The 23,314-nt window shown below is 42.8% G+C and carries 22 protein-coding genes; 17 read left to right on the top strand and 5 right to left on the bottom strand.

The genetic code is table 11. From position 1 onward, the window contains the following. The first annotated feature begins 80 nt into the window (after positions 1–80). From hisS to QNM16_RS16860, 5 genes are all read left to right on the top strand, one after another. Positions 81–1,358 carry a histidine--tRNA ligase gene (gene hisS, locus QNM16_RS16840; RefSeq protein WP_284021583.1) on the top strand — a complete coding sequence of 426 codons (1,278 nt, stop codon included), beginning with the start codon at positions 81–83 and terminating at the stop codon, positions 1,356–1,358. A 9-nt stretch (positions 1,359–1,367) separates the two neighbouring features. Continuing rightward, positions 1,368–1,982, top strand: coding sequence for a YfgM family protein (locus QNM16_RS16845; protein WP_284021584.1), 615 nt, complete (start codon positions 1,368–1,370; stop codon positions 1,980–1,982). A gap of 9 nt (positions 1,983–1,991) precedes the next feature. Beyond that, entirely contained in the window at positions 1,992–3,167 is a 1,176-nt protein-coding gene (bamB, locus tag QNM16_RS16850) for an outer membrane protein assembly factor BamB (RefSeq protein ID WP_284021585.1), read from the top strand. 73 nt (positions 3,168–3,240) lie between these two features. Further along, complete coding sequence (der, locus tag QNM16_RS16855; RefSeq protein WP_284021586.1) at positions 3,241–4,713, top strand: ribosome biogenesis GTPase Der; 1,473 nt, start codon at positions 3,241–3,243, stop codon at positions 4,711–4,713. Positions 4,714–4,895: 182 nt separating this feature from the next. Then, a complete protein-coding gene (locus tag QNM16_RS16860; RefSeq protein ID WP_063360957.1) occupies positions 4,896–5,285 on the top strand; it encodes a VOC family protein in 390 nt (129 codons plus the stop codon). Here QNM16_RS16860 and QNM16_RS16865 read toward each other — a convergent pair. The 4 genes from QNM16_RS16865 to QNM16_RS16880 form a co-directional block, all read right to left on the bottom strand. Further along, positions 5,262–5,612, bottom strand: coding sequence for a DUF2750 domain-containing protein (locus QNM16_RS16865; protein ID WP_284021587.1), 351 nt, complete (start codon positions 5,610–5,612; stop codon positions 5,262–5,264). The genes QNM16_RS16860 and QNM16_RS16865 overlap by 24 nt on opposite strands. A gap of 19 nt (positions 5,613–5,631) precedes the next feature. Then, complete coding sequence (locus tag QNM16_RS16870) at positions 5,632–6,210, bottom strand: glutathione S-transferase family protein (protein WP_284021588.1); 579 nt, start codon at positions 6,208–6,210, stop codon at positions 5,632–5,634. 139 nt (positions 6,211–6,349) lie between these two features. Further along, positions 6,350–6,631, bottom strand: a complete 282-nt coding sequence (locus QNM16_RS16875) for a peptidylprolyl isomerase (protein ID WP_063360954.1) — start codon at positions 6,629–6,631, stop codon at positions 6,350–6,352. Between the two features lie 71 nt (positions 6,632–6,702). After that, positions 6,703–7,236: a glutathione peroxidase gene (locus QNM16_RS16880; RefSeq protein ID WP_284021589.1), complete on the bottom strand. Its 534-nt coding sequence runs from the start codon at positions 7,234–7,236 to the stop codon at positions 6,703–6,705. A 308-nt stretch (positions 7,237–7,544) separates the two neighbouring features. Between QNM16_RS16880 and QNM16_RS16885 the strand changes: the two genes are divergently transcribed. Further along, the gene (locus tag QNM16_RS16885; RefSeq protein WP_284021590.1) at positions 7,545–9,497 is read left to right on the top strand and encodes an ATP-binding protein; all 1,953 of its coding nucleotides are present in this window, start codon (positions 7,545–7,547) and stop codon (positions 9,495–9,497) included. 56 nt (positions 9,498–9,553) lie between these two features. After that, positions 9,554–10,687 carry a response regulator gene (locus QNM16_RS16890; protein WP_284021591.1) on the top strand — a complete coding sequence of 378 codons (1,134 nt, stop codon included), beginning with the start codon at positions 9,554–9,556 and terminating at the stop codon, positions 10,685–10,687. A gap of 17 nt (positions 10,688–10,704) precedes the next feature. Here QNM16_RS16890 and queG read toward each other — a convergent pair whose 3' ends face one another. Further along, a complete protein-coding gene (gene queG, locus QNM16_RS16895; protein ID WP_417710117.1) occupies positions 10,705–11,841 on the bottom strand; it encodes a tRNA epoxyqueuosine(34) reductase QueG in 1,137 nt (378 codons plus the stop codon). 3 nt (positions 11,842–11,844) lie between these two features. Between queG and QNM16_RS16900 the strand changes: the two genes are divergently transcribed. The 10 genes from QNM16_RS16900 (at position 11,845) to QNM16_RS16945 (ending at position 23,274) form a co-directional block, all read left to right on the top strand. Further along, positions 11,845–13,332 (top strand): NAD(P)H-hydrate dehydratase, encoded by a 1,488-nt coding sequence (locus QNM16_RS16900; RefSeq protein WP_284021592.1) that lies wholly within the window; start codon positions 11,845–11,847, stop codon positions 13,330–13,332. Further along, positions 13,329–13,805: a tRNA (adenosine(37)-N6)-threonylcarbamoyltransferase complex ATPase subunit type 1 TsaE gene (gene tsaE, locus QNM16_RS16905; RefSeq protein ID WP_284021593.1), complete on the top strand. Its 477-nt coding sequence runs from the start codon at positions 13,329–13,331 to the stop codon at positions 13,803–13,805. The genes QNM16_RS16900 and tsaE overlap by 4 nt, the downstream gene beginning before the upstream one ends. Beyond that, complete coding sequence (locus tag QNM16_RS16910) at positions 13,798–15,138, top strand: N-acetylmuramoyl-L-alanine amidase (protein ID WP_284021594.1); 1,341 nt, start codon at positions 13,798–13,800, stop codon at positions 15,136–15,138. Before tsaE ends, QNM16_RS16910 begins: the two co-directional genes overlap by 8 nt. A gap of 3 nt (positions 15,139–15,141) precedes the next feature. After that, positions 15,142–17,064, top strand: coding sequence for a DNA mismatch repair endonuclease MutL (gene mutL, locus QNM16_RS16915; RefSeq protein ID WP_284021595.1), 1,923 nt, complete (start codon positions 15,142–15,144; stop codon positions 17,062–17,064). Position 17,065: 1 nt separating this feature from the next. Further along, positions 17,066–17,983, top strand: coding sequence for a tRNA (adenosine(37)-N6)-dimethylallyltransferase MiaA (gene miaA / locus QNM16_RS16920; RefSeq protein WP_284021596.1), 918 nt, complete (start codon positions 17,066–17,068; stop codon positions 17,981–17,983). 77 nt (positions 17,984–18,060) lie between these two features. After that, entirely contained in the window at positions 18,061–18,324 is a 264-nt protein-coding gene (hfq, locus tag QNM16_RS16925) for an RNA chaperone Hfq (protein WP_284021597.1), read from the top strand. A 21-nt stretch (positions 18,325–18,345) separates the two neighbouring features. Next, on the top strand, positions 18,346–19,635 hold the full coding sequence (gene hflX, locus QNM16_RS16930; protein WP_237138443.1) for a ribosome rescue GTPase HflX: 1,290 nt from the start codon (positions 18,346–18,348) through the stop codon (positions 19,633–19,635). Positions 19,636–19,726: 91 nt separating this feature from the next. Further along, on the top strand, positions 19,727–20,890 hold the full coding sequence (gene hflK, locus QNM16_RS16935; RefSeq protein ID WP_284021598.1) for an FtsH protease activity modulator HflK: 1,164 nt from the start codon (positions 19,727–19,729) through the stop codon (positions 20,888–20,890). 3 nt (positions 20,891–20,893) lie between these two features. After that, on the top strand, positions 20,894–21,772 hold the full coding sequence (gene hflC / locus QNM16_RS16940) for a protease modulator HflC (RefSeq protein ID WP_284021599.1): 879 nt from the start codon (positions 20,894–20,896) through the stop codon (positions 21,770–21,772). Between the two features lie 185 nt (positions 21,773–21,957). Beyond that, complete coding sequence (locus tag QNM16_RS16945) at positions 21,958–23,274, top strand: adenylosuccinate synthase (protein ID WP_046357992.1); 1,317 nt, start codon at positions 21,958–21,960, stop codon at positions 23,272–23,274. Positions 23,275–23,314: the final 40 nt, after the last annotated feature.

Consider the following 23,314-nt stretch of genomic DNA (forward strand, 5'->3'; position numbering starts at 1 on the left):
TACTCGTACCGCATTCAGGGTTTTATTGTATCCTGCGCTTGTAATTTTGAGAAAAGAATAGTTAAAAATTAGGAATTTCAGTGGCAAAGCAAATTAAGGCAATTCGTGGCATGAAAGATTGCCTGCCAGGCACGACTCAGATCTGGCAAAAAATTGAAGCGACATTAAGAGATACAATGGGCGCTTTTGGCTATCAGGAAATTCGTTTTCCGGTGGTTGAATCTACAGATTTGTTTAAACGTTCTATCGGTGAAGTAACTGATATCGTTGAAAAAGAAATGTATACATTTGAAGACCGCAACGGCGATACTCTGACTTTACGTCCTGAGGGCACTGCGGTGTGTGTACGCGCAGGTGTTGAAGGTGGCTTGCTGTATAACCAAGAGCAAAGGCTTTGGTATATGGGCCCTATGTTTCGTCGTGAACGTCCGCAAAAAGGCCGCTATCGTCAGTTCCATCAGTTTGGTGTAGAGACTTTCGGTGTTGCCACTGCAGATATTGATGCTGAAGTTATTATCCTAACTGCGCGCTTATGGAAAGTGTTTGGTATCTCTGAGCATGTACGTTTAGAGCTAAACTCATTAGGCTCCAATGAAGCACGTGCGGCATACAAAGAAGTGTTAGTTGCGTATTTAGAACAGCATAAAGATAGACTAGATGAAGATTCACTTCGTCGCATGTACACTAACCCGTTACGTGTTTTAGATAGCAAAAACCCAGAAGTACAAGCGGTTGTTGCCGATGCACCAAAGCTTTCTGAGCACTTGGATGAAGAGTCAGTACAACATTTTGCAAATTTATGTGAACGTTTAGACGCCGCTGGCGTCGAATATCAGGTTAATGAAAACTTGGTACGTGGTTTAGATTATTATAACCGTACTGTATTTGAGTGGGTTACCGACAGCCTAGGCGCACAAGGTACAGTTTGTGCCGGTGGTCGTTATGATGGCTTGGTGGAGCAACTCGGTGGCAAAGGCACACCAGCGGTTGGTTTTGCCATGGGTATGGAGCGTCTGGTTCTATTACTAGAAGAGCTTAACAGTGTTGGTGAAATCCGTCGCAATGTCGATGTGTATGTCGCTGCGATGGGAGATGCTGCAAGTATTCAAGCGCCTGCAATTGCTGAACAATTACGTGATGCAGTACCGGGGCTGAGAGTACAAGTGCATGCCGGTGGTGGTAACTTTAAAAAACAACTAAAGCGTGCTGATAACAGCGGTGCAGTTGTTGCGCTTATTTTTGGTGAAGACGAAATAGCGAACGGTACAGTCACAATTAAGTATTTACGCGAACAAAAAGAACAATTGATCTTGCCAATGGTTGAAGCACACGCCGTGCTCGCCGAATTGGTAGGGTAAGAGGTTAGAATGGAAATTTATTCAACAGAAGAACAACAAGCTGAAGCGATAAAGAATTTTTTTAGAGAAAACGGGACTTCGTTAGTAATTGGTGCTGTTTTAGGTCTAGGTGGATTATATGGTTGGAAAGCATACAACCAGAATCAAATCTCTTCAGCTGAAGCAAGCTCAGAAGCATATAACTCTTTAATTGAGAGCGGTGAAGTGCTTTCGAAAAGCGATGCGTTTTTAGCAGAAAATGCGGACTCTAACTATTCTGTTTTGGCTGCATTTGTCGCAGCCAAAGAAGCTGTCGATAAAGGTGAATTAACGCAAGCAGCTGAAAAGCTACAATTCATCGTTGATACTGTAAAAAGTCCTGAGTTAAAAGCAACGGCTGTGCTTCGCCTAGCACGTGTGCAAATCGCTCAAGGTAATGCTGAACATGCCTTAACAACTTTGTCTCAACCTGTTCCTGCTGGCTTTAACGCTCAAATAGCTGAGATTAAAGGCGATATTTATGTATCTCAAGGTGATAAAGATAAAGCGCGAGAGCATTATCAAACAGCAATTGATGCAGGTGGCGCAGAGAACAATGCGTTACTGCAAATAAAATTGGATGACTTAGCAATCGCATCTAACTAAGGAGTAGCCATGAAGAAGTTGACAATGGCCTCACTGGCATTGTGTATGGCATCGTTAATGGGTTGTTCATCGAGTGATGATGAAGAAGAGCTGGTGCTCCCTGAAATTGTCAATCAATTTGAACCTCAGACAGTTTGGCAAGAATCACTGGGTGATGGCGTTGAGCATTATTTTTCGCGTTTGACGCCAACCGCGCATGGCGACCGTATTTTTGCTGCAGAGCGAAAAGGGCGAGTCGCAGCATATAACTCAGAAAATGGTGATCAGTTGTGGGAAATTGATACACGACAAGACTCCTCAATTTGGCCTTGGGCTGACGATGACTCCGCGAAGTTATCAGGTGGTATTTTGCAAGCGTATGGCAAAATATACATTGGCTCAGAGCATGGTGAGGTAATTGCCCTTGACCGCGAAACTGGCGAATTAGTCTGGCGTAAGTCGGTACCAGGTGAAGCGTTATCTTCGCCAAGTGCCGGTGATGGCTTAGTTTATGTCAACTTGGGCTCGGGTAAGTTACTTGCTTTGCACCCAGATACAGGTGAAGAGCGTTGGAGCTATGAGCAAGAAGTGCCAGCTTTAACACTTCGTGGTTTGAGTTCACCTACTTCTGCTAATGGCGGTGTGCTGATTGGTGAAGAAAGCGGTAAGCTGAGCGTACTGATCGCTGAGAGCGGATTCACAGCCTGGAGCACAGATGTTGCACTGGCGGAAGGTGCGTCTGAGTTCGAACGCTTGGTTGATGTTGATACAAAACCTGTTGTATCCGGTGCGTATGTTTACACGATAGCGTATAATAGCAAGCTTGCAGCCATTGATGTGCGTAATGGCAATGTAGTTTGGGATCGTGAGTACAGTAGCTATCGTGATTTAGCGATTGAATTAAATACTATTTACTTGGTAGATAGTGATGGTGTGCTCTATGCTCTAGATAAAGACTCAGGTACCGAACGTTGGAGTCAAGCTGGCTTAAGAGGCTGGTATCTAACTGCACCAGCGGTTGCTGGTAATTATGTTGTAGTGGGTGATCAGGAAGGCAACTTGCACTGGCTTGATAAGCAAACAGGTGATTTGGTTTCTAGACAAGAGTTTGATAGCTCTGGCTTTTTTGTTGAGCCGATTATCGTTGATGATAAGTTGATCGTATACACCAGAGATGGTGAGATCAGTGCGATAAAAATCCCTTAATCATCCCTGACGTAAAGGTTTTAGTAAGGCTTCGCACTGCGAAGCCTTTTGTTGTTTAAAGAAGAGGTAGTCTATGCTTCCTGTGATCGCTCTGGTAGGGCGACCAAATGTGGGTAAGTCCACATTATTTAATCGTTTAACGCGTACTCGTGACGCACTTGTTGCCGACTTTCCAGGTCTAACACGCGATCGTAAATACGGTCAGGCTGATTACGATGGTTACGAATTCATTGTTGTTGATACTGGTGGTATTGATGGCAGTGAAGAAGGCATTGAAACGGAGATGGCTGAGCAGTCGCTTTTGGCGATTGAAGAAGCTGATGTTGTTCTGTTTTTAGTTGATGCTCGTGCTGGTATGACAGCTGCTGATCAAGCCATTGCACAGCATTTAAGGAAGCAAGAAAAGAAAAGTTTCATTGTTGCTAACAAAACAGATGGCATAGACGCTGATTCTAGTTGTGCTGAGTTTTATCAACTTGCTTTGGGTGATATTCATCAAATTGCAGCTGCGCATGGGCGTGGAGTTACACAATTACTGGATGCGACACTTGGTCCAACGATTGCAGAACTTGCACAGCAAGAGGATGACATTGAACAAGATGATGAAAGTGTTGCTGAGCTTTACCTTGAAGGCGAAGAAGCGCCAGAAGAGGGCAAAACAGGCTTTGAAGATAAGCCGGTAAAACTGGCGATTATTGGACGTCCGAATGTAGGTAAGTCAACTCTAACAAACCGTATTCTAGGTGAGGAGCGTGTTATTGTATATGACATGCCAGGTACAACGCGAGATTCTATTTATATCCCGATGACGCGCAACGACCGAGAGTACGTGTTAATCGATACAGCAGGTGTTCGTAAGCGTAAAAAAGTCAGTGATGTGGTTGAGAAGTTTTCAGTGATCAAAACACTGAAAGCAATTGAAGACGCGAATGTGATCCTGTTGGTGGTTGATGCAAGAGAAGGTATTTCTGATCAAGACTTAAGCCTACTAGGCTTCGCGCTAAATTCTGGTCGTTCACTGGTCATTGCTGTGAACAAATGGGATGGCTTGGACAACTATGTCAAAGAGCGTATTAAGTCAGAATTGGACCGTCGTTTAGGTTTTATTGACTTTGCTAGATTACACTTTATCTCTGCGTTACATGGCACGGGTGTTGGCCATTTATTTGAGTCAGTTGATGAGGCTTACGAGTCAGCTACCAAGCGTGTTAGCACCGCGATGCTTAGACGTATTATGGATATGGCTCAAGCAGATCACCAACCACCTCTAGTTCGTGGTCGTCGTGTTAAGCTTAAATATGCTCACGCCGGTGGTTATAATCCACCTAGGATTGTTATCCATGGTAACCAGGTGCATGATTTGCCGGATAGCTATAAACGTTATTTGATGAACTATTATCGAAAAGCGTTGAATATTATGGGTACACCAATAAAAATCGAGTTTAGAGAAGGGGATAACCCGTACTCAGGTCGAACTAATAAAATGACCTTATCGCAAAAACGTAAACTGCGAGCGTTTACGAAAGAGCAGAGAAACAAAACATAATTAATGGCGCGTAATGCGCCATTTTCACTTCTACCATACCTCGCTTTTAATGCGTATGTGTATCAACAGCTTATTTTACTTCTGCTGAGCTAGCAAATTAGTATCATTGAATTGAACGTAGGCTTTACGCTGCTCATTAATTATGCTTTATTAATGATATATTTGTTTAACATATTGTTGTGATGCATTTTCTTAAAACAGTCATTTATGTAGATGATGTCGAAGAGGTTTTAGATTTTTACTTTCAAGCATTTGGACTCAGTGCGCACTCTGTAACAGAGAATGGTGACTATGGAGAGTTGGATACAGGTAATGTCTTACTTGCGTTTGCGACGCATCCTGTTGCACAGTCTCAGTTTAAGCAAACGTATATTCGCTCTCAACCAAAGCAACCAGCTCTCGGGTTTGAGTTGACGCTCGGATGTGAAAATGTATCGAGCTGTTATGATAAGGCAGTTGCAGCTGGCGCTGAGCCTTTATCTGCACCGTGTCAAAAGGGCGTACATATACAAGCATACGTACGCGCAATAGAAGGGACGCTTATTGCTTTAGTCAGCGAGTGCGCGAGCTAGACTAACAGGTTCAATTTCAACGCATACATTGTCATCATTCCAATTAATACCAACCAGTGCGCTGTCATCTCTTAAATCCTCAACCCATTCGTCAAGGAATGGATCTAGGTCGATAGCAATGGGTTTAAACTCTTCCCATTCATCTTTACATTGTGCTTGTGCAGCGGCTTCGTCACCCCACAATAGCAAAACATCAGATTCCTCAAATTGATTTGATTCAACAATGACAAAACCGCCATCTTCAGCACCCAGTGCCCATAATTGCTCACTTTGTTTAACGGCAGTGACAAAGCTGACCACTTCAGATTCTAATTCAAGATCATTCATATTAGTTACCAGTAAAAAATTAACTGCGGGGATCCGTTTCTTGGGCGAATTTATTTTGCTGCCATGTTTCTAGATGCGAGATTAACCCATGTAAATGGCTAATATCAGCTAGGTCTCTGAATCGGATCCAGTCTAGCAAGCAGTATAAACTGATCTGCAAATACTCGCAGTTCAAAAATACGTCTGTTGCACATTGCTTATCTAAATAAGCCAATGTTTCAGTTATACGCTCTCGTTGTAAATTAAAAAATAAAACGTCTGCTTGGGTGTCAAACCCTGAGCGTTGACCCAAAAGTATCTCGACTAGTGAGTCATTACAGGCGTTGATGGTAGTGAGTAAATTTTCTTGCTGCCAATTTAAATGCGGTAGAGAAAATTTATCTTGTAGATATCTGACAATCACATTTGAATCACATATCGGCTGATCAGCGCTGATTAAAAATGGGATTTTACGCGCTGGATTATGCTTGATGAGTATTTCTCTGTCTTGTGTATTGAAGATATCAATGGCCTTATAATCGACAGTGAGATTGTGAATACCACAATAGATTCTTAATCTTCTGACATATGGAGATGTATCGGAGCCGTATAAAATCACAGTGTGTTCCCTCATAAATTATTTGCATATGAGTGTAGCACGACATGGTTTTGAGTTAGAGGGAAGTTGATATTATATATTTTTGACTGTGATGAACTTTTTAGAGGTAAGGGTAGTTTATTCACTACCCTTTCACTGTTTAATCCTGACGAGAAGTCACCTCGAGCAGGTGATACCCAAACTGTGTTTGTACAGGTCCCTGCACTTCATTTAACGGGGCAGAAAATACGACCTTGTCAAATTCCGGTACCATCATTCCTGGACCAAACTCACCAAGTGCGCCACCATCTTGCCCTGATGGACAATTAGAAAACTCTTTTGCTAAGTCTGCAAAGTCTTCACCGCCTGCGATCCGCTGCTTTAATTCTAAACATTGTGCTTCGCTATCTACTAAAATATGTCTTGCACTTGCTAATGTCATCTTCTCTCCATGCCTTGCCTGATTTTTATTCATACCTTATTCTAATGCAAAAGTGGTAAAAACGCATGCTTTTACCTGATTTGCTTTTCAATTGCATTGGTTAGCTCATCAGACAGTGGTTTAGTACGGCTACCAAAGCGTTGAATTTCTTTTCTATCTGCAGAGACGAGATACTTATAAAAATTCCATTTTGGTGAACCTACTTGTTCTCCCAGATGCTTAAAAATAGGATTGGCATCATCCCCGCGCACTGGGCTCGTTGCCATCATCGTAAATGTCACGCCATAATTGATGAAACACACTTTTGCGGTATCTGCTTCATCATTTTCTTCTTGGAAGAAATCATCTGAAGGGAACCCGACAACCACTAGACCTTTGTCTTTATATTTTTGGTGAAGTGCCTCAAGATCTTTAAATTGACCTGTGAACCCACAGTTGCTTGCCGTATTAACCAGAAGTAAAGGCTTGCCTTTAAACTGGCACAGGTTTACCGTTTCTTGAGATCGCAACTTTCTAACATCAACATCAGTAAAGTCGTTACAATTTGCAAAAGTGAAAGGGCTGGTCAGCGCAAAAGCAAGGCTGATAATCGTTCTTTTTAGCATGATAAGTTCCGTTGTTTATTTTTATTTACGAGTGACAAAAGAAATAGTTCATTTTGCTGGAAAATTAGGGCCCGCTTTTATGCGTCGTGCGATAAATTGCTCATTATATCCGAGTCCATATAAATCATAATTAGATTATCACAAAAGATGATAAAGAGTTATTACTCTATATTGGTAAGGGTATTCAAGTCAGGAGTGGCTTTAAAGTGGTATATGTAAGCGCCTTTACAGTGATGTATGTTTGATTAGTCCTTTGTATTTGCTAATTTGGGCTACACTAATCGATACCACGGAAAAAGGGTGTCGCCATGTCAAATAAGGTATTGATCATAGACAGTAATAGTGTGCTAGCTATGCGCATTAAGGTGTTGTTTGAACTGTTGGGCAGTGAAGTTGAGCACATTCATTATGAAACGCTAGACAGTCAAACTTGTTTTTCACATTTTGACGTTATTGCGATAGCACACGGGATCCCGCCAGAGTATTTTGAGATTTTAGATGAGCTGAGTCAGCATGAAAAAATCATTCTACTAGCGCCCAAGCCTGAAAACTCCGAGCACCTCACTGCATTTAGCCAACTCAATAGAGTGCTTTCCAACGCGATAGTTATTTACCCATTTTTTGGTAATAAAGAAATCACAGGATTGTTAGAGCGGGTTCTAGAAATTGGCGAACAAGCACAATTATTGCTACCTAAAGTATTACTGGTTGATCATATGTCAACACGACTCAAGCAACTGTCTATCAGCTTGCGTGGGGCACAGCTCGATGTTAAAACGGCAACTAATTCAAAAGAGGCGGGGCTGTTAGCAAAGAGTCATCATTTTGATTTATTAATTTGTGATTTCAATTTAGTTGATGAAACTGGGTTGGATGTTTTTGAGCAAGTGCGCTTGTATCACATCAACTGTCGCTGCTTATTAATGACCTCTCGAGAAAGTCAGGTAGATACGTTAAAAGCCATACGTCAGGGGGTTGAAGATGTATTAACAAAACCCGTTGATGAAAATGCGCTCTTGCAATCGCTACACAAGCTTTGGCAAACGGAGCTGCTACGTCGACATAACCAAGAATTAGTAGAGCGTTTGCAAGATACCGTAGATGCATTAATTGAGCGCGATAGTTTGCTACGCGTTATTTATAAACATACCCCAGACCCTATTATGTTGTTCAATCTCAAAGGATTTGTGATTGAAGCAAATGATGCGTGTTTAAACTTATTTGGACTCAATGCACAAGAACTCGAGTCACATTCTATTTTTAATTTATTTGAGCGTCAGTCTGTGGAAGCGCTGAAAAGTCGAATTGAAACAGGTCTAATCGCAAGGCATTTCGATTGTGACTTAGTGCTGCCGAGACAAGATAGCTTGTCGATTCCGTTGATGGGAACCTTCATCGAAATTGATCATCATGGTGAGATTGCGCTAGCTGCTATTTTTAAAAATGTTGCCCATTTAAAGCGCAAGCAACAGTTGTTAGAGGAAGCCAAAGAAGTATTAGAAGCAGAAGTACAAGCAAGAACATCGCAGTTGCAATCAGCTAAAGAGGCTGCTGAGCGCGCTAACATTAGTAAGTCTGAGTTTTTAGCTAATATGTCTCATGAATTGCGCACGCCAATGCACTCTATTTTAAGTTTTGCCCGTTTTGGACTAGATAAATTAGCGGTAAATGAAGCGCCGATAGAAAAGTTAACCAAATATCTATCGCGTATTGAAACCAGTGGCGAAAGGTTGTTGTTGTTATTAAATAACTTACTCGATTTATCTAAGTTGGATGCTGGACGCTTTCCATTTAATCCGGCAAAACATAACTTTGTATCTATTCTTGCTGAAGGAGTAGAAGATGTGTCTGGGCTGGCAATGGAAAAGTGTATTTCTATCAATTTGCATGCGCCAGAGTCTGGGGTAAACATCGAGTGTGATAGAGACCAAATGGTCCAAGTAGTCAGGAACTTACTTGGCAATGCACTAAAATTTAGCCCAAAGCAGAGCCATGTTGAAGTCTATTTATCGAAAAGAGAAGAGCAAATTTGTTTAACGATTTGCGACCAAGGGGTTGGGATCCCAAGTGATGAACTGGAGCATATTTTTGATAAATTCGCACAAAGCAGCAAGACCAATAGTGGGGCTGGCGGGACTGGGCTAGGCTTAGCGATCTGTAAAGAGTTTGTGCTGTTACACAAAGGCTGTATTTATGCACGAAATAGCGAAAGTGGCGGTGCTGAATTTGTTGTTGAGCTACCCAATTTGAAGGGTGACTAGCGACAAGCTAAATCAGTGACTATAACTATAGGAAAGGAGCACAAGGAACTTAAATTATGGCATTACAAAGAATTTTAGCAGTGGACGATGAGCCATTTAACCTCGAAATTATTGAAGAAATCTTAGAAGATTTAGACTTTGAAGTGCAAACTGCCACCAGTGGACAAGAATGTCTTGAGATTGTTGAGTCTTATGACCCACAAGTCATATTACTGGATGTGAGTATGCCGCAAATGAGCGGCTATGAAGTATGTAAAGCGATCAAAGCCAATCCAAGCTTGAGTCATATTATTGTGATGTTTGTCTCTGCCAGAGGCTCGGTTGAAGAGCGCATGGAAGGATATTCCGTTGGCGCAGAAGATTATATTGTCAAACCATTTGGTCATAGTGAGCTCAAGGCAAAATTACTGCATTTAGGGCAAATGCTGTTAGAAAAAGATATTCTGGAGCAGCAAATAGAAGATGCGACCACAACCGCTTTCAGTGCGATGGCAACAAGCAGCGAAATGGGGCAAATTGTAAATTTTGTCGAGCAGGTTGGTACTATCCAAGATGTTTCTGAGTTGGCAAATGCATTGATTAACTGTCTCGCAAATTTCGGCTTGAGTTGCAATATCGAGATGCGAGTTGATACTGATAAACTGCATTTTGCTACCGCCGGGCTATGCTCACCAATTGTGGTAGAGTTATTTGAGATTTTACACTCTAAAGGGCGGCTACATGAATTCACCAATCGAATTTTGGTGAATTATGAGCTGTTAAGTGTACTCATACTCAATATGCCGTCAGATGATCCTGATAAACATGGACGTATACGTGATCACATTTGCTTTATTGTCAGTGTTACTGAACAGCAATTGTTATCTATATTGACTAAAAATACATTGATAAACCAACAGCGAGAACTCAATAGTGCGATAAAAACGATCCATAGTAAGTTTACCGGTCTATTGTCGATGTTGAATAATAACCGCTCTCAAAATGAAGCTATTTTTAAACGGCTGCAAGAGTTATTTGAGTCTCGGATCCCTTCCATGGGACTAGATGAAGACCAAGAGGTGTTTATTTTTACCCACATTGATGAAGCAATTCAAAGCTCAGTTGCAAGAGAAGAAGCCATTGCCCAAGTCAAAGATGCATTTGCAGAGATTGAGCATGATCTATGCAATTTGACAACGGATGAGCAATGATAACTGTTGTGCTTTGCTTAGGCGTCCCGAGGCAAGCCTTTTTCAACGATGCGAATGAGGCGTGCTTTTTTACGTTCATCATGTAGTTTGAGCCTTTGCTGTTCAAGTGCCCAGTATATATGCTCTTGAACCAGCTCACTCACATGTGGCAGTTTTTCAGTGAGTGCGGCGATTATTTGCTCGTCATAATTTGCATTGCCAAGTCCAACAGCTAAATTACGTTGCCATCTTTCATGGCCTATCCGTCTTATTGGGCTGCCCTCGGTATTTTTTAAGAAGGTACTCTCATCCCATGCAAACAATTCTAATAGCTCTCGGTCTTTAAGCGTCTTCCTTGGGTGAAAGTCTTCTTCGTCGGTCAATTGTCCAAAACGATTCCAAGGGCAGACGAGCTGGCAGTCGTCGCATCCATAAATTCGGTTGCCTAATAAGGGGCGAAATTCTTCAGGAATAGCGCCTTGTAGCTCAATCGTAAGATAAGAAATGCAGCGTCTGGCATCGACAACATAAGGCTCTACAATCGCCCCTGTAGGACATAAGCTAATGCAGGCGTTGCACTTTCCGCACCCTTCTTCTACCTGTTTTTGGTCAGGTGGAAGCGGTAAATCGACAAATAACTCGCCAAGAAAAAACCATGAACCGGCTTGTTTATGAATAAGTAAACTATTTTTACCGCGCCAGCCAAGACCAGCTTTTTCGGCGATCTGCCTTTCAAGCACGGGCGCTGAGTCGACGAATGGACGAAAACCGTATTGGCCAACTTCTTGCTCAATACGTTGGCCCAATTTTTTTAGTCGGTTGCGCAAAACTTTGTGATAATCGCGCCCGAGTGCATAGCGGCTGATATAAGCGGTTGTGCTATTTTTTAAGGCGCGAGCAAAACTGGCATCAGGTGGGAGGTAGTTCATTTTTACTGAGACGATGCTTTTTGTACCAGGCACTAACTCTGCTGGGCGAGCACGTTTCATACCATGTGCTGCCATATACTCCATCTCCCCGTGATACCCTAAATCCAGCCAGCGTTGGAGCTGCTTTTCATGCTCACTGAGGTTAATATCGGTGATCCCAACTTCAGCAAAGCCTAATTCTTTGCCCCAGCACTTAATTTTTTCGGCAAGTTCAGTATAGTTAATAGTAGATATGGCTTTATTCACGGAATGTCTATTTTGCAAGGTCAATACACTCATAATTTACCACAAATTGCTTATTGCGCCCAAGAGGTAAAGCTGCATGAGGAACAGGCAGCACTCAACTCAGGTACGACATTAAGCGAATTAATGCAGCGAGCGGGTCACGCGTTATTTGAATTAGCACGCAATAGAGCTGTCAAAAATATTTTAATTTTTACAGGCAAAGGAAATAATGCAGGCGACGGATTTATGCTTGCAAAGAGATGTCTACATGCGCAAATTCATGTCACTGTGTGTGCGCTGTTTGAACCGTCTTTACTCAAAGGTGATGCAGCAGAAGCTTATCAGCTGTTTTGTCGTAGTGGCGGTCGCGTGGTGTCGCTGCGCTCGTGCATTGACCATAGCTATGATGCCATTGTTGATGCGGTATTTGGCACAGGGTTTCGAGGAGATTTACCTGAGCAGGTTAAAGAAGCATTCAACCATTTTAAATCTAGTAAGGCGTGGAAGTTAGCGGTTGATATTCCAAGCGGGGTGAATGGCACAACGGCAGAAGTATCTCCTGATAGCTTTCAAGCAGATACCACGTTGACATTTATCGCGCTGAAGCAAGGCATGTTGACTGGCAATGCACCGAACCTGTGTGGTGAGTTATTGCTGGCTGACTTAGGGGTTGCGGATGCATTTGCTGAACTATCACATACCAATTGTTGTTACCCCGGAGGCAAATACTTACGCTCTTTACGCCCAGTGCGAGCGGCAGACAGTTATAAAAACCAATGTGGCCATGTGTTACTTGTGGGTGGTGGAAAAGGCATGGCAGGGGCTATTAGGCTAGCCGCAGAGGCTTGCTTAAGGACGGGGGCAGGGCTGGTAAGTGTGGCGACACACCCTGAAAATCAATCTGCTGTTTTACATGGCCGCTATGAATTAATGGTGCATGGTGTTGCGATTGCTGCGGAATTGGAAGCCCTACTCAATAAAGCAGATGTCGTAGTGATTGGCCCAGGGCTTGGTCAAGATGCATGGGCGAAAAAAATGTATGCTGCGGTAAAAAAATACCAAGGATTAGTTGTTTGTGATGCGGATGGGCTCAACTTACTTGCTCAATCTCATCTGCCATGGCATCGTGCGATATTAACCCCCCATTTTGGCGAAGCAAAGCGCCTATTGGGGAATTCAACGTTTAACACTTCCAAGCGGTTCGAGATGGCCGAGCAACTTAGTGCAGAGTATGCGGCTTGTATTGTTTTAAAAGGGCCCGGAAGCTTAATCGTTGATGGGAAAAGAATAAATATTAACCGCTCAGGATGTTCTGCTATGGCTAGTGCTGGGATGGGTGATGTATTATCTGGTATAATCGCAGGTTTATTAGCACAGGGCCTAAGCCGATTTGAAGCGGCGACGCTTGGTGTGTATATTCATGGCCTTGCTGCTGAGCAGGCAGCTCGAGATGGGCAGCTTGGCACGTTAGCAAGTGATTTATTTGTCCATATTAGAGGTATTATGGGATGAGCCAAAACAGTACTTTAACGCTTTCTTTGGCCAATGAAGAAGCGACCGTTGAGTTAGGTAAAAAGCTTGCATCTGCAATTGTGGAAGGTGCGGTGTTTTATATGCACGGTGATTTAGGTGCTGGTAAAACGACCACGACTCGCGGAATCGTGCAGGGGCTTGGGCATACGGGCAATGTAAAAAGTCCAACCTATACACTCGTAGAACCCTACGAATTACCTGAAAAGTCAGTTTACCATTTTGATTTGTATCGTTTAGGCGACCCTGAGGAACTTGAGTTCATGGGGATCCGTGATTACTTTGCTGCTGATGCGGTATGTATCGTTGAGTGGCCAGAAAAGGGTCAAGGTTTTATTCCTGAACCAGATATTGATATCTATCTTGCTTATGATGGTGATGCGAGAAAGGTGACTTTAAAAGCGCATAATGAACGTGGGTTGCAGGTATTACTGACTATTGGTAGTTATGCGTAGTGTTATCATTAAATTTAGCTATTTAGTTACAATGCTTGTGCTGCTTATGTTTGCAGCACAGGCATTTGCAAAAAATACCATAAAAAATGTGCGAATTAGCCCATCGGCTGAAAGTACGCGAGTGGTGTTTGATTTATCGAAAAAACCTGAATTCAGCTATTTTGTATTGCAAAAGCCACTGCGTCTTGTGGTTGACTTTGAGAATACAAAACGACTCCCCAAATTACCTGCAATCCCTAAGCAACATCGTGTCATTAAAAAGATGCGTTATAGCTCACCAAAAAAGCGCAGTAGTACACGAGTTGTATTTGAATTAAGTCGTCCAACAAAGCCTGTTATTTTTGCTTTGGCACCAACAGGCAAGAGCTCCGATAGATTGGTTGTCGATTTATACGGACAAAAAAAGCCGCCAGTAACTAAAACAGCGAGTACAAAACGAAATAATAAACGTGATAGAGATATCATTATTGCCATTGATGCTGGCCACGGTGGGCAAGATCCGGGCTCCATAGGTCCAACAGGCACGTACGAAAAGCATATTACGCTACAAATAGCCAAGCGACTTGAGAGGTTAATCAATAAGCAGCCAGGTATGAAGGCTCAATTGACCCGCTCAGGGGATTACTTTTTAAAACTCAATACACGCACAGCTAAAGCGAGAAAGAAACGTGCAGATTTCTTTGTTTCAATTCATGCGGATGCATTTTCTAGTCCCCGACCAAGGGGGGCTTCAGTGTGGACCTTATCACTGCGTCGTGCCAATTCAGAAATTGGTAAGTGGCTGGAGAATAGGGAAAAGCAATCTCAATTACTGGGTGGTGCTGCTGGAGTGATTAAAGATACTGCAAACGAAAAGTATCTAGCTAAAACTCTACTCGATATGTCTATGGATCACTCTATGACAACGGGATTTCAGGTTGCTGAAAAAGTGGTGGACGAGTTACAGAAAGTCGCCAAGTTACATAAAAAGCGGCCGCAAGCTGCAAACTTTGGGGTGTTAAAGTCACCTGATATACCCTCAATTTTGGTGGAAACAGGTTTTATTTCGAACCCTCAAGAAGAAAAGCAATTAAAAACTGCTTATCATCAACAACGGTTGGCGAATGCCGTATTTACGGCCATTAAACGCTACTATCAAAAGAATCCGCCCGATGACTCTTTATTTGCTCGCTTAAAAGAGAAAAAGCCTTTAAAGCATAAGGTGAAAAGAGGAGAGTCTTTAAGTGTTGTAGCGGCGAGATATGGCACCACAGTATCGGCGCTAAAGCGTGTTAATCGGTTAAAGAATAACGTATTACATATCGGTCAAGTGTTGACTATCCCCAGGGCGTAAAACATGGCTATTGAGATTTTACCAGCGAGGCTGGCTAACCAAATTGCAGCAGGTGAAGTAGTTGAGCGTCCTGCGTCAGTGGTTAAAGAGTTAGTAGAAAATAGCATTGATGCAGGTGCTACCCGTATCCAAGTTGAAATAGAGCGAGGCGGTCATAAGCTCATTCGGATTCGAGATAATGGCTCTGGAATTTACAAAGACGAATTGGCGCTGGCATTATCTCGACACGCAACCAGTAAGCTCAAAAATTTAGACGATCTTGAAGCGATTGCTTCTTTGGGCTTTAGAGGTGAGGCACTTGCGTCGATTAGCTCCGTATCAAGGCTTACTTTGAGCTCTAAGCCTGAATCTCAAGATACAGCATGGCAAGCGTGTGCGGAAGGGCGGGATATGGCTGTGCAAGTTCAACCGACAGCGCACCCAAACGGGACCACAATTGAAGTCAAAGATTTGTTTTTTAATACACCGGCTCGTCGGAAGTTTCTGCGTACGGAAAAAACAGAATTTAGCCATATTGATGAATTGGTTAAAAGAATCGCGCTGAGCCGCTTTGATGTGGCGATCACCTTGACACATAATCAAAAGGTGGTGCGTCAATATCGGGCGCAACAAGATCCTCGCAGTATCGAAAGGGTTGCGCAAGTTGCTGGGAGAGTATTTCAGCGCGAAGCGAGCTTTATTGAATCCGGTTATGAAGGGTTAGAGCTATATGGGTGGGTATTGCCCCTTGGTAGTAATACGCAGCCACAATACACGTATGTGAATGGTCGCATGATGCGAGATAAGCTGATTCTGCACGCGATCAGACAAGCTTTTGAAGAGGCGACGGGCAGTCCCGAGACACCTGGTTTTGTCATTTATCTTGAATTAGACCCAAGACAGGTTGACGTGAATGTTCATCCAGCCAAACATGAGGTGAGATTCCACCAAGCTCGGTTAGTACATGATTTTATTGTTCAAGCTGTAAAGCAAGTTGTAGAACCTAGATCTTCAGCTTTGCCTTATACCCATATCGATGACGAGGTAGCACCTGAGCCTAGCCTTGCGCTCAATGAGCCAAACATTACGACGCATCAAGAAGAGCAGCATCAATCCTACCGGACACCGCTGCAACGAGAAGCATCAGCAACACTTACTCCTAATATTTCAATGCCAAGCTCAAGTGTTGCTAATTTTGAGAACGGAAGGCGGCAAACGAGCGGCACTAGTCGTTCAAGTTATCAGGCGTCAAATAATGAATTAGGTTCATCTTCTAGTCAGACGAAGCAAGTTAATGTTAATCAGCTTTATCAAGCTTTCACAACTGAAGCTGACAATCGTCCTGTAAAGAACGTCGAGTCGACATACAGTACTCAGGTCTTAAAAGGCGACACTGAAGAGTGTATTACACAGACACACTGGATGGCCTTACCGGAAGGTGCAGTGTTACTACAAGATGAAAACACGCTATTGGTTGGTCATACTCGTGAGGGTCTTTTGCCGCTGTGGCTGGAGCAAATCGAAACGGATGGAACGCTATTAGGTAAAGCTTTGCTGTTGCCTGTGAGAGTAAACCAAAACAAGCAAGAAGCGCATAGTTTAGAAAAAGTGAACTCTTGGTTGACGTTATTGGGCTTTGAACTGAGCTTTCAAGACTCGCATGTTATGGTGAAGAAGTTACCTGTGAGCCTCTATAGCTTGGATGTCGGCCAATGTATTTCCTTGCTTGTTGAGACATGTGTTGAGTATCAGAGTACGTTGGATAATTTAGACTTTTGGGTTGAATGGTTGTTTAAAAATACACCACAAGGTTATTTTGCGTCGCAGCATTTTCTAAAAGTGCGCGAAAAAATGCTAAAAAAACCAAAAAGCAGAGCGGCAATTATGGCAAAAGCCGTTAAAATAGAGCCAAAATATATTTTAGATTTATTACCAAAAGGGTATTAGTTTGCAGAATAAACCCGTTATTACGCTGATGGGGCCAACCGCAGCAGGAAAAACTGCACTGGCTATTGAGCTATGTAAGCATTTAGATACAGAGATTATCAGTGTTGACTCTGCGCTAGTATACAAAGGGATGGATGTTGGTACCGCGAAGCCTGATGCAGATGAGCTCGCTCAAGCCCCCCATCACTTGATAGATTTGATCGATCCAGCAGAGAGTTATTCAGTTGCGGATTTCCGACGTGATGCGATTGTTCTGATAGATAAGCTTCATTCACAAGGCAAGGTGCCCGTTTTGGTTGGTGGCACTATGATGTATTTCAAAGGGCTCATAGAAGGACTATCTCCTTTACCTGAGGCATCAGAAGTTGTTCGAGCCAAACTTGAGCAAGAAGCGTCAGAAAAGGGTTGGCCAGCTTTGCACGAGGAGCTTGCGCAAATAGACCCAGAAGCAGCTGCGAAAATATCTGAAAATGATTCGCAGCGAATTAATCGCGCGCTTGAGGTGTATCGTATAACTGGTAAACCCATGTCGTTATTGCAAAAGCAAAAACAACCTGAGTTGCCTTACACTTTTTATCAGTTTGCCATTGCGCCAAATGATCGTAAAATATTGCATGAGCGAATTGAGGAAAGATTTAAAATAATGCTTGATCAAGGGTTTAAAAACGAAGTTTTGACCCTATATAATCGAGATGATTTGCATCCAGATTTGCCTTCTATCCGTTGTGTAGGATATCGGCAAATGTGGGAACATTTAAGCGGTGAATGCGATTACGATGAAATGGTATTCAGAGGTATTGCCGCTACCAGACAACTTGCAAAGCGACAGTTGACCTGGCTTCGCAGTTGGCCAAATGTAACTTGGCTAGAGACCGGAGAGCAAGAAAACTTGCAACGAATTTTAAGTTCGCTAAGCTAATAGTAGTTGAACCAATAATTTGTTTTAATTTATTCAACTAACTCAACATAATAACACCTAGAACGAAGGATAAGAAAATGGCAAAAGGCCAATCGTTACAAGACCCGTTTTTGAATGTCTTGCGTCGTGAGCGCATTCCAGTTTCAATTTTTTTAGTTAACGGCATCAAATTACAAGGCAAAATCCAGTCTTTTGACCAATTTGTAATTTTACTTGAAAATACCGTAAACCAGATGGTTTACAAACATGCTATCTCAACTGTTGTTCCTGCTAGAGCTGTTAATTTCCAGAATACACAAGGAAATGAAAGTGCAGAACAAAACGAAGATGGAAATTTTTAATAGATATTAGGAGCATATTGCTTGTTTGACCGTTATGAAGCCGGCGAACAGGCAGTCTTAGTGCACATAGAGTTTCCTAACGAAGGAGATCGAGAAGATCTGCAAGAATTGGAAATGCTAGTATCTTCTGCTGGTGTTAGTAGCGTGGCGGTTGTGCAAGGCAGCCGTCAAGCACCGCATCCCAAGCTATTTGTTGGCACGGGTAAAGCAGAAGAAATTGCCGAGATTGTCAGAACTTATAAAGCAGACGTCATTATATTTAATCACCAACTCAGTCCTTCTCAAGAGCGAAATTTAGAGCATGTTTGTCGCTGTCGAGTGCTTGATAGAACGACCCTTATTTTAGATATTTTCGCACAGCGTGCGCGAACACACGAGGGTAAGTTGCAGGTTGAGTTAGCTCAGCTAAGGCATATTTCGACACGCCTTATTAGAGGTTGGACGCATTTAGAGAGGCAAAAGGGTGGTATTGGCTTACGAGGCCCTGGTGAAACACAGTTAGAAACGGACCGTCGACTACTCAGAGAACGTATTAAGAGTATTCGAAAAAGGCTTGACAAAGTAGCTGTGGTTCGAGAACAGGGGCGCAGAGCAAGAAGCCGAAATGAAATTCCGACCGTATCACTGGTTGGCTATACGAATGCAGGCAAGTCCACGCTGTTTAATCGAATTACTAACTCTGATGTATACGCTGCTGATCAGCTGTTTGCGACACTCGACCCTACGCTGCGTAAGCTAGACATAGATGATGTCGGGCCAGTAATTTTAGCAGATACTGTTGGTTTTATTAGACATCTACCTCACGATCTCGTTGCAGCGTTTAAAGCAACATTAACAGAGACGCGTGAAGCAGATTTACAACTGCATGTTGTTGATGTTGCTGACCAAAGAAGAAAAGAGAACATTGAACAGGTACAATCGGTTTTAGAAGAAATTGAAGCTGATGAGATCCCTCAGCTTTTGGTTTATAACAAAATAGATTTGGTGGAAGAGATCCAGCCAAAGATCGATCGAGATGAAAATGGCGTACCAATTAGAGTGTGGCTATCAGCACAGGCTAATACAGGTATTGAGTTACTGTCACAGGCAATCTCTGAATTGCTTGCAAAAAAGATGTTTTGCAATCAGCTTGTTGTTCCTCCTGCTTTTGGAAAATTACGCGGAGCGCTATTCAATCTGAATGCGGTTTGTGATGAGAGTTATGACGAGTTAGGTAACTGGCTGCTTAATGTGAGACTGCCTCAAGCCGATTGGGAGCGGTTGAAAAAAGAGCAAGGGCCGGAAATAGAGCAGTTTATTGCTCAAAGTTGAAAAAATTACTAATTCAGCCTAATTCGCTATAAGAATGCGGCAAATTTTGTTAGATTTAATTTAATTCATTTTATAACAATGGAGTATAGCTATGGCCTGGAACGAACCGGGTAATAATGGCAATGATAACGACCCGTGGAAAAATCGCGGCGGGCGAGATCAAGGGCCACCAGATCTGGACGAGGTATTCCGCAAGTTTAACAACAAATTCGGCGGAATATTTGGCGGCAAGCCAGGAAATAACAAAAACGGCATTGGTGGTGCAGGGATCACCTTCATTTTCATCATTGCTTTAATTGTATGGGCACTGAGCGGTATCTACACGGTAAAAGAAGCCGAACGAGGCATCGTACTGCAGTTCGGTCAATTTGACCGCATCGCTGAGCCGGGTTTACGTTGGAAAATGACTTTCATTGAACGTGTTATTCCAATTGACATCGAGGCTGTACGTTCATTGTCAGCATCAGGCTTTATGCTAACTGAAGATGAAAACGTGGTGAGTGTTGAGTTTGAAGTTCAGTACCGTGTAGTCGACCCGACTTTGTATCGTTTCAGTGTTACTGATGCTGATCACAGTTTACAACAAGCGCTAGATAGCGCACTGCGTTATGTTGTTGGTCACTCTCGTATGGACCAAGTACTGACAACAGGTCGTGAACTTGTTCGTCAACGTACATGGGACGAGTTAAACGAAATTATTGAGCCATATAATCTTGGTTTAATCGTCACAGACGTTAACTTTAAAGACTCTCGTCCACCTGCAGAAGTTAAAGACGCATTTGATGATGCAATTGCTGCACAAGAAGATGAGCAACGTTTCATCCGTGAAGCTGAGGCCTATGCAAGAGAGATTGAGCCAAGAGCTCGTGGTCGAGTGACGCGTATGACTCAAGAGGCTGAAGGCTATAAAGAGCGTATTATACTGGAAGCACAAGGTGAGGTAGCTCGTTTTGAAAAGCTATTACCTGAATACGCAACAGCAAAGCAAGTAACTCGTGAGCGTTTGTATATCGAAACGATGGAAGAAATCTTAGGCCGTAGTTCTAAGGTTATCGTTGATGTGAAAGGCGGCAATAACATGATGTACTTGCCACTTGATAAGATCATGCAGCAATCTCAATCGTCTTCGCCTGTTACCCTGCCAAGTCGAAATGACATTAACCAGTTACGTCAATCGCTGGGTCAGTCTCAAAATAGCAGTGTGAATAGTAGCAGTGATAGATTTTCACAAGATCGTTTTAACAGCGGGAGATAATTGATGAGAAATTTTGGTTTTATCTTTTTTATACTTCTCGCCTTATTAGGGTTCTCTTCAGTCTTTGTCGTGACTGAAGGACAAAGAGCGATTGTATTATTATTCAGCAAGGTTCAAAAAGACAGCTCAGACAACGCGGTTGTGTACGAACCAGGTTTACACCTTAAAGTGCCTTTCTTCAGTCAAGTACGTCACTTAGATGCGCGTATTCAAACACTTGATGGCGCGCCTGACCGCTTTGTAACAAGTGAGAAAAAAGACCTTATCGTTGACTCTTATGTAAAATGGCGCGTAAGTGACTTCTCAAACTATTACTTGCGTGCGCGTGGTGATAAGCAATATGCAGAAACACTACTTAAGCAAAAAGTGAACAACGGTCTAAGAACAAACTTTGGTTCTCGTACTATTAAAGAGATTGTATCTGGTGAGCGTAGTGAGCTGATGGCAGAAGCACTTGTACAGGCATCTGAAAGTGCACAAGAGCTAGGTATTGAAGTACTGGATGTACGTGTGAAGCAGATTAACTTACCAAATGAAGTAAGTAATTCTATCTTCCAGCGTATGCGTGCTGAGCGTACTGCTGTTGCAAAAGAGCACCGCTCTGAAGGTCAAGAGAAAGCGGAAACAATTCGTGCAGAGGTTGATAGACGCGTGACGGTTATGTTGGCAGATGCTGAACGTAATGCGCGTACTGTACGAGGTGAAGGTGATGCTGAAGCTGCAAACATCTATGCGCAAGCTTACAACCAAGATCCTGAGTTCTTCGGTTTTATCCGCTCCTTAGAGGCATATAAGAAAACATTCACAAGCAAGAGCGATGTGATGGTACTTTCGCCTGATAGTGAGTTCTTTGACTATATGAAGCAAAAGGACAGTAAATAGCCTTTTAGTTTGTAACGTCATTTAATTGAAATAAAAAGCCCGCATTGTGTCGGGCTTTTTTGTATTTATTTCAAACAGTTTTATCTAATATCAAACTGACTGAAGAAAAATCATCCGAAACAGGGTGATTTCTACCTCCCTTTTCTGGTAAAATCTGCGCCTAATTTTTTCTAAGTGATATTGCAATGGGTAAAAACGTCGTTGTATTAGGCACCCAATGGGGTGACGAAGGTAAAGGTAAGGTTGTAGACCTACTAACAGATAAGGCTTCTTTAGTTGTACGCTATCAAGGTGGACACAACGCAGGCCATACTTTGGTAATTAATGGTGAGAAAACTGTATTACACCTAATTCCATCAGGTATTTTACGTGACAACGTAAAGTGTGTGATTGGTAACGGCGTAGTACTAGCACCTGATGCGTTAATGAGAGAAGTTAAAATGCTTGAAGAGCGCGGCGTACCAGTACGTGACCGCCTTCTTATCAGTGAAGCATGTCCTCTAATTCTTCCTTACCATGTTGCGCTAGACCAAGCGCGTGAACTTGCACGTGGCAACAAAGCAATCGGTACAACAGGTCGTGGTATCGGCCCAGCTTACGAAGATAAAGTTGCACGTCGTGGCCTTCGTGTTGGCGACCTATTTAACCCTGAGCAATTCGCTGCAAAGCTTAAAGAAGTTATTGAGTACCACAACTTCTCACTAGAGCATTATTACAAAGTTGAGCCAGTTGATTTCCAGAAGACATATGATGATGCTATGGAAATTGCAGAAATCCTTAAGTCAATGGTTGTTGATGTTACTGAGCTGCTTGACCAGACTCGCGAAAAAGGTGACAACATCTTATTCGAAGGTGCACAAGGTACATTGCTTGATATCGACCATGGTACATACCCATATGTTACATCTTCGAACACAACGGCAGGTGGTGTAGCAACAGGTGCTGGTTTTGGTCCTCTAAACCTAGACTATGTACTTGGTATTGTTAAAGCTTACACAACACGTGTAGGTTCAGGTCCTTTCCCTACAGAGCTTTACGATGGTCTAGACAAACAAGATCCAGTTGGTAAGCACTTAGGTGAAAAAGGCCATGAGTTTGGTGCAACGACAGGTCGTTTGCGTCGTACTGGTTGGTTCGATGCCGTTGCAATGCGTCGTGCAGTTCAAATCAACAGTATCACTGGCTTCTGTCTAACAAAGCTAGATGTGCTTGATGGCATAGAGACGATTAAGATCTGTACTGGTTACCAGCTTGAAGATGGTACGGTTACAAATGTAACGCCATTAGCTGCTGAAGGTTACGAGAAGGTAACACCAGTATACGAAGAGATGCCAGGTTGGAGCGAAAATACGTTCGGTGCAACTTCTGTTGAACAGCTTCCTGAAGCTGCAATCAATTACATCAAGCGCTTAGAAGAAATTACGGGTGTACCAATTGATATTATTTCAACAGGTCCAGACCGTGTAGAGACTATGATTGTTCGCAACCCATTCGGTGAATAATTAAAGTTTAAAAAAAGCTGCTACGGCAGCTTTTTTTATG

The organism is Pseudoalteromonas umbrosa (assembly GCF_030125375.1).
GTDB lineage: Bacteria > Pseudomonadota > Gammaproteobacteria > Enterobacterales > Alteromonadaceae > Pseudoalteromonas > Pseudoalteromonas umbrosa.